The sequence below is a fragment of the Streptomyces sp. NPDC050636 genome (genome assembly GCF_040654775.1).
GTDB lineage: Bacteria > Actinomycetota > Actinomycetes > Streptomycetales > Streptomycetaceae > Streptomyces.
This window is the reverse complement of the sequence record NZ_JBFAIP010000022.1, coordinates 97,790-104,449: the sequence shown is the minus strand read 5'-3', so window position 1 is coordinate 104,449 and position 6,660 is coordinate 97,790. Positions and strand designations below refer to the sequence as shown.

Sequence of the window (6,660 nt, the reverse complement as noted above, 5' to 3'; positions counted from 1 at the left end):
TGTGTCCTTCTGGTTTCTCTACCGCTCGGGGGCGGGGGGGGGGTTCAACCCCCCCCCCGGGTGTTTGCGCTGGGGCGCCCCCCGCCCCCCGGGGGGGGCGCCGCCCCACAACCATGGGCGTGTCGCTACGACTTGGTGATCCGTACGGTCTCGCCGTACCTGCCGGCGCTCAACACCTCGATCCGGACGCCGGCCGCGGAGTCGGTGAATGACTCACCGGCTCGGAACGGGGCGTCATCCAGTTGGCGGCAGCCCGACGGCGGCGTGGCGGTCGGCTTGGCGTCCACGACGCGGATCGGCCCTTCACCGGTCTTCACGGAGGAGTCGACCTTGTAGACCAGCGCACCGGTCGAACAGACGCCGCTGTCCGCCCGGACGGCCCGTCGCGATTCGACGACGTACGCGGTCCTGGGACCGGTGCGTATGACCGCCATCTTGGTGCCGGACCGGTACTCGACAGCGGTGAGACGCACGGTGTCGCTGCCCTCCGCGGCACGGCACACGACCTGGCTGTCACCGGTCCAGCCGAGCTTCCAGGAGTGCCAGGCGAAGTACTGCGACCCGGCCCCTCCGATCAGGCCCATCACGTCCCATCCGCCCACGAAGCGGTGGGCGTCGTCGCCCGCGTCGAAGGCGTACAGGTCGGGCAGCCCGAAGGTGTGGGCGGTCTCGTGGGCCACCAGTTTCTTCCCCCAGTGCCACATGTCCTGGCCGAAGGTCACCGCCCACTTGATCCGACTGCCGTCGGCGACGACTCCCGCCGTTCCCGGTTCGTACACATAGGTGGGAGTGAAGGAGATCGCCGACGCGTTCTTCGTCGCCACGACATGGACCATGTCGTACTGCGAGAAGTCCACATCCGGGTCGGCCGCCGTAACCGCGTCCTTGACGTACGCCTCGTGCTCCTCGTGCGAGAGACCACGCTCGTATCCGTAGTCGGTGGAGTTGTGCGGCATCCGCACCCAGCGCTGGTGCTGGGTGATGTCGAGCCTTGCCTTGCCGTACGAGGCTTTCCGCAGCCAGTCCGCGCCGGGCGTGATCTGCGCGGCGTCGTCAGCCGGGGACTCGGTCGCGGGGGCATCCGGGAAGTCCACAAAGACCATGGCGACCTTGATGGTTCCCGCCGGGCGCTTGAACACGGAGAAGTCCGTGTCGTGTCCTTCGTCCGTCCAGCCGGTGGCGCCGGGCAACGCGCAGGCGGACGCGCTGTCCGCGGCTGTTCCGGCACGGGCGGGTGGGGCGCCGACAAGCAGCAGCGGGAGCAGGGCGGCGAGCAGCAGCGGCAGAAGCGCCGACCGTGTGCTCGGCACGAGGGGTGTGCCCGGCAAGAGATGTGGCCGTTTCACGTGATCACTGCCTCTCCATGAATGACGTGTGACATTTCACATAAGACTGCGGACGCACGCCCCTGTCCGAAAGCTGTCGCCGGTCCATAACATCCGCGCCATGGACTTGGAGATACGGCATCTGCGGGTGGTGTGCGCGATCGCCGACGCAGGAAGCCTCACCCGCGCCGCCGCCTCACTCCGTATGACACAACCTGGACTCAGCGCCCAACTGCGCCGTATCGAGGCAGCGCTGGGCGGGTCCCTGTTCGACCGACGACAGGCGGGCACCGTCCCCACGCCCTTCGGCGAGCTGGTCATCGGACGGGCCCGCGCCATCCTGCCGGGCATCGACGGGCTGCTCACCGACACGGCCCGCGCCGCGCGCCGCATGACGGCCGCGGACCGGATCCGCGTCGGCTCGGTCGGCGCCCCGCTCCTCGGCCATCTCCTCCTGGCCGTAAAGGCGTTGCTGCCCGGATCCGACCTGACCTGCCGCTGCCAGTACTCCTCCGGCGCTCTGCTCGACGACCTCGCCGCGGGCCGGCTGGAAGCGGCGGTACTCGGCGACCACCCCGACCAGGAGCTGCCGCAGCGTGCGGGCGTGGTGCTCCACACGATCGCCACCGAGCCGGTCTTCGCCCTGCTGCCGGCGTCCCACCCGCTCGCCGCACGGGACGAGGTCCCGCTGCATGAGCTCCTGGACGAAGACTGGGCGGTCCCCCGGCCGGACGGCGACCGGACCCGCGAATACTGGGCCTCCGTCTGCGCCCTGAGGGACCGCGCTCCGTTCGCCCCTTACGAGGCAGAGGGGCGGCAGCTGATCGAGATCGTGCGGGCGGGCCTGGCAGTCAGCCTCTGCCAGGCCACGTTCATCGAGGTACCCGGCGTCGTGGTCCGCCCGCTGGTCGAAAACCCCTTGTGGTACCGGCACATTCTGGCCTGGCACCACGACAGCCCTCTCGCGCCGTACGGCGCCGGGATCCTGCGCCGAGTCGCCGACGGCTATCTGGCCGCATGCGCCGACAGCCCCGTGTACGCGCGCTGGCGGGAGCTGAACCCGGGTGCGGAGCCGACCCGGGGCGCCACTGACGCAGATCGGGGCACCTGACGCGTCCCGGAAGGTGGCCTGTCACTTCCTTGACCCGCCCCGGACGAACGCCGGCGCCGACGGCCTGTCGGACTGCCGCCTCCCAGGTGCCCCGGCCTGCGCGGGCACCAACTCCCGCTCATCAGCTGCGCGGCTGACGCGCCCGGAGTGGGAGCCGTCCGGCGGGAGGGCTCCCACCCCCGCCTCCGTCACATGGATGGGCCATCGTCACACCACCGTCGGGTTGCCGCAACGCGGGACAGCGAACAGGATCGGTATCCTGTACGTTCCGCCGCCTCCCGCTGTCTGGAATGACCGTGCCGCTCCTCCGTTCCCTGCCTGCCACTGGTCCAGTACGGGCGACGGCCCTGGCGGTCGTGACGGTGAGCACGGCGGCACTGCTGGGCGGGTGCGCGGGGACCGGGGTCCCCAAGAGCGCCGGTCACACCCGTGTCGCCTCCGCTCCGGCACAGCTGTGGCCCGACCGCCCGCCCGCGCCGCCGCCCTCACCGGACAGCGGAGGCGAGGCCGGGCCGATGCCCCTCCCCGCGCTGCCCCGGGTGCCGTCCGGGGATATCCGCAAGCTGTCCGCACTCTCCGTCGTCCAGGCACAGATCGCCGCGGACGCCCGCCGCGACGCGCCGGCCTTTGATGAGCGCACCGAGAACAAGATCGCCCAGTGCGCCGCCGAGCCGGAGTCCTGCCCCGTACGCGCCGCGGAGTACCACGATCTGACGGGCGACGGGAAGAACGAGCTGATCGTCGGTGTCGAGGGCGAGGAGCACCTCCTGGCCGTGTGGGCCTACATGCTCAGGGACGGAGTGGTGAACCGGATCCTGGACACCGGCGGGACTCCGACGGCGGTGGAGGTGGCGAACAGTGAACTGATCATGCGGGAGCCCACGGACTTGCCCGGGTACGAGATCCGCACGGTGCACTCATGGGACGCGAAGCACCAGATCATGGAGGTCCGGGCGACGGAGTTCGACTGGCGGACGGCGTCCTCCGCCTCCCCGCCGCCGGAGCGTACGCGGTGAGCACCCGACGGCAGCGGCCGCCGCTGCGCCTGCCCGCCTGGACGGCGACGCTCTACGGGAAGTCCGCCGTCTTCATCACCGTCATGTGCTGCCTGCTCGCGGCGCTGCTCGGCATACTCGTGCACGTGCTGGTCGGCAGGCAGACCGAGGCCCGGGCCCGGAGCGCGGCCCTGGACGAACTGGACAGGGCGGTGACCACCTACGTCGCCGGGGAACCCCTCGACCGCAACGCCGCGGTGAACCCGCCGGACCTCCCCGCTCCGCTCCGCGAGATGGCCGTGCAGCACCAACAGCGCGGCACCGAGCTCGCCGACCACGACGGCAGGCCCATGATGTGGGCCACCGCGCCCGCCGACGGGGGCAAGGTGCTGGCCGTGCACCTGGACTACAGCGGCCAGGCCGCTGCCCTCCGAGGGCTGGACCAGGCCATCATCGGCTCCTCGGCCGCCGCGATCGGCGTCACCCTCGTCGTCGGCCTGGTCGCCGTCTCCCGAGTCACCCGCCGCCTGCACCGCACCGCCCAAGTGGCCCGGCGCATCAGCACCGGCGATCTCGACGCCCGGGTGAACGACCCCCGCACCGAGCGTCCCGGCCACGCCCAGGACGAGGCCGCCGCCGTGGCGACCGCACTCGACGCGATGGCCGCCACTCTGCAGGCCAAACTCCACAGCGAACAGCGTTTCACCGCCGACGTCTCCCACGAGCTGCGCACCCCGCTCGCCGGACTCCACGCCGCGGCCGAGCTGTTGCCGCCCGGCCGACCGACCGACATGGTGTGCGACCGCATCCGGACCATGCGCCGGCTGACCGAGGACCTGCTGGAGATCTCCCGGCTCGACGCACAGGTCGAGCAGGCGGACCTGGACGTCCACCAGCTGGGGCCGCTGGCCGAGCGCGCGGTGCGGGCCGCGGGAACGACGACCGAGGTCCACGTCGTACGGGACGCTCGCGTGGAGACCGACCGGCGCAGGCTTGAGCGGGTGCTGGGCAACCTCGTCGCCAACGCCCACAAGCACGGCCGTCCGCCGGTGGTCGTGACCGTCGACGGCCCGGTCATCACCGTACGGGACCACGGCGACGGGTACCCCACTTACCTCCTGGACCAGGGCCCGCAACGTTTTAGAAGCCAGTCGGGCAACAGTGGTGGCAAGAAGACCGGACACGGCCTGGGCCTGACGATCGCCGTCGGCCAAGCGCACGTCCTCGACGTCACCCTGGACTTCTCCAATGCCCCCGACGGCGGAGCCGTCGCCACGCTCCGCCTCCCGACCGAGCTGTGAACCGGCACATGGCATAGCCTCCATGACCGCCCGTCGGGACCTTGTCGTCCTCGGTTCCCGCGTGCCCAAGTCATCGGCAACCTGGACGCCCTCCAAGCCCTCGTCGACAGGGCGAGTGCGCACGACGGGTCGATCGGGCCGAACACCACCGCGGATGAGGTCGCAACTGGCTTGCCACGGTGAGCCCACCCGTGAGGCAGCGGGGTCGACGCCGTCGCCGGGCTCCCGGCTACGGCGTCGACCCCTCTCGTCCAGGCGGCGCCCCGTCGACCCTCGCGAGCCGCACCGCCGCCACCGCCCAACCGGCAGCGATTTTCTCGGACGGCTCATCCTCTGGGGCACGATGCTCCGGAAAGACTGCCCAACTGCCTAGGGGGTGACCCGCCAGCTCAGCGATCCGGAGAGCAGCTTTCGCCAGGCCGGGTCGCGGACCGCGTCCGTGCGGTCGGTGGCTTTGGCTGTGACCGTGTGGGTGCGGCCGTCGGCGGGGACGCCGAGAGTGCGGGGTACGGCTGTTGTCCTGCCGCGCGAGGCCTTGCTCTCACGGCCGTCCACATACCACCTCACTTGCGCGGAGGGGGGCGCTGTGACTCGGATGCGGTCTCCGCGGGTCACGGCGTGGTCGGTGGTGACCGGGCTGCTCAGGACACTCGCGTAGCGGTAGAAGCCCGCGATCATTGCCTCGCGGCCGGGGAGGTTGAAGTCCCGGCCGAGGGTCCGCATGATCGAGTTTTCGGTGGGGCGGTTGAGGCCGAACTGGTAGTAGCCGCCACCCTCGTAGGCGCCGACCGTGCCACCGTCCGGTGACTGCTGACCGATCCAGCGGTACCACTTCTGCTGCTGGGCCGTCATCTCGTCGGCGGAGAGCTTGGTGAGGTTGACCTCGGTGGGCTCGGGGCCGGAGTAGGTGCCGTCCTTGCCATAGTCGTACTCGTCGGCGAGCTTGCCGAGCGAATGGCCGGCCTCATGGACCGCGATCTGGTCGGACTGGTCGTTGTCGGAGGAAGCGGTGGCGATGCCGTCGTAACCGACCTGCGAGGAGACGTCGTTGTAGCCCGCGCCTCCGTACTTCGTGGAGTTGGAGAGGACTACGACGAGGTCGGCGGCCGGTGCCTTGGAGGCATACGACTCGACCTTTCCGGTGTCGACGCAGAGCAGTCGCTCGATGCCGTCGCAGAAGAAGGCGGAGTCGAGGGCGGTATCGCGGACCACGTCCTTCGACGGGTCGCCGGAGACACCCGACTCGTTGGAGACGGCGTCGACCGCCCAGACGTTGAAGAGGTCGGTGTAGGAGGCGTACGGCTCGACCGCGGTGATCTTGGCCCACTTGGTGCGGACGTCGTCGTGGAAGTCCTCCTGCTGGGCGGCGGTGTAGCCGTCGCCGACGAAAACGACGTCGAGCTTGGTGCCGACAGGACCGTTCTGGACCACCGGTGTGACGTCGCCGTCGGAGGCGATCGAGGCCCTTTCGGATGGGGAGAGCGGCTTTGACGCCGGGACCGTGGTGTGCCGGGGGTGGGTGCCGGCTCCGGTGAAGTACTCGACGTGCTGCGTGTGTTGGTTGTGCTGGGGCGGGGCCGGGGCGGCGACGTGGGGCGTGGCCGCGGTGGCCGCCGTGGTGGTGAACAGCGCCGCTGCGGATATGGCGGCGGATATGGCCGTACCGAGGGAGATTCGTCTGAAGGTGCCGATGGAGGAGGTTCGTATGGAGGTGTGTTTGCGCATGGGGGGTTTCCTTCCGAAGCCCGCGGCATAAGCGGCGAGTCGAGTCGGATTCAGGCCGGATCAACGTAGAGGTTTCGGAGACGCCAGGCAACGGGTGTCGCCCAAGTAGCCTTCTGGGAAGGTGAATTCACAACGGCGGGTGCCGGTTTGTTGACGGAGCGTTGGCGAAAACGGGTCTCGCCGGCCGGTGACCGGCGTCAGTC

General features: G+C 70.3%; 5 protein-coding genes. 3 read left to right on the top strand and 2 right to left on the bottom strand.

The annotated features are described in order from the left end of the window. Positions 1 to 125: 125 nt before the first annotated feature. Positions 126 to 1,310: a M6 family metalloprotease domain-containing protein gene (locus AB0I10_RS18925; protein WP_363153618.1), complete on the bottom strand. Its 1,185-nt coding sequence runs from the start codon at positions 1,308 to 1,310 to the stop codon at positions 126 to 128. A gap of 136 nt (positions 1,311 to 1,446) precedes the next feature. Here AB0I10_RS18925 and AB0I10_RS18920 point away from each other — a divergent pair, with 136 nt between their 5' ends. The 3 genes from AB0I10_RS18920 to AB0I10_RS18910 all read left to right on the top strand — a co-directional run bounded on the left by AB0I10_RS18920 (position 1,447) and on the right by AB0I10_RS18910 (position 4,732). Beyond that, the gene (locus tag AB0I10_RS18920) at positions 1,447 to 2,436 is read left to right on the top strand and encodes a LysR family transcriptional regulator (protein WP_363153617.1); all 990 of its coding nucleotides are present in this window, start codon (positions 1,447 to 1,449) and stop codon (positions 2,434 to 2,436) included. Between the two features lie 356 nt (positions 2,437 to 2,792). Beyond that, complete coding sequence (locus AB0I10_RS18915; RefSeq protein WP_363153616.1) at positions 2,793 to 3,452, top strand: hypothetical protein; 660 nt, start codon at positions 2,793 to 2,795, stop codon at positions 3,450 to 3,452. Next, positions 3,449 to 4,732 (top strand): HAMP domain-containing sensor histidine kinase, encoded by a 1,284-nt coding sequence (locus AB0I10_RS18910; protein WP_363153615.1) that lies wholly within the window; start codon positions 3,449 to 3,451, stop codon positions 4,730 to 4,732. The genes AB0I10_RS18915 and AB0I10_RS18910 overlap by 4 nt, the downstream gene beginning before the upstream one ends. A gap of 369 nt (positions 4,733 to 5,101) precedes the next feature. Here the strand turns inward: AB0I10_RS18910 and AB0I10_RS18905 are convergent, their stop codons facing one another. Next, positions 5,102 to 6,457 (bottom strand): M64 family metallopeptidase, encoded by a 1,356-nt coding sequence (locus AB0I10_RS18905; protein ID WP_363153614.1) that lies wholly within the window; start codon positions 6,455 to 6,457, stop codon positions 5,102 to 5,104. Positions 6,458 to 6,660: the final 203 nt, after the last annotated feature.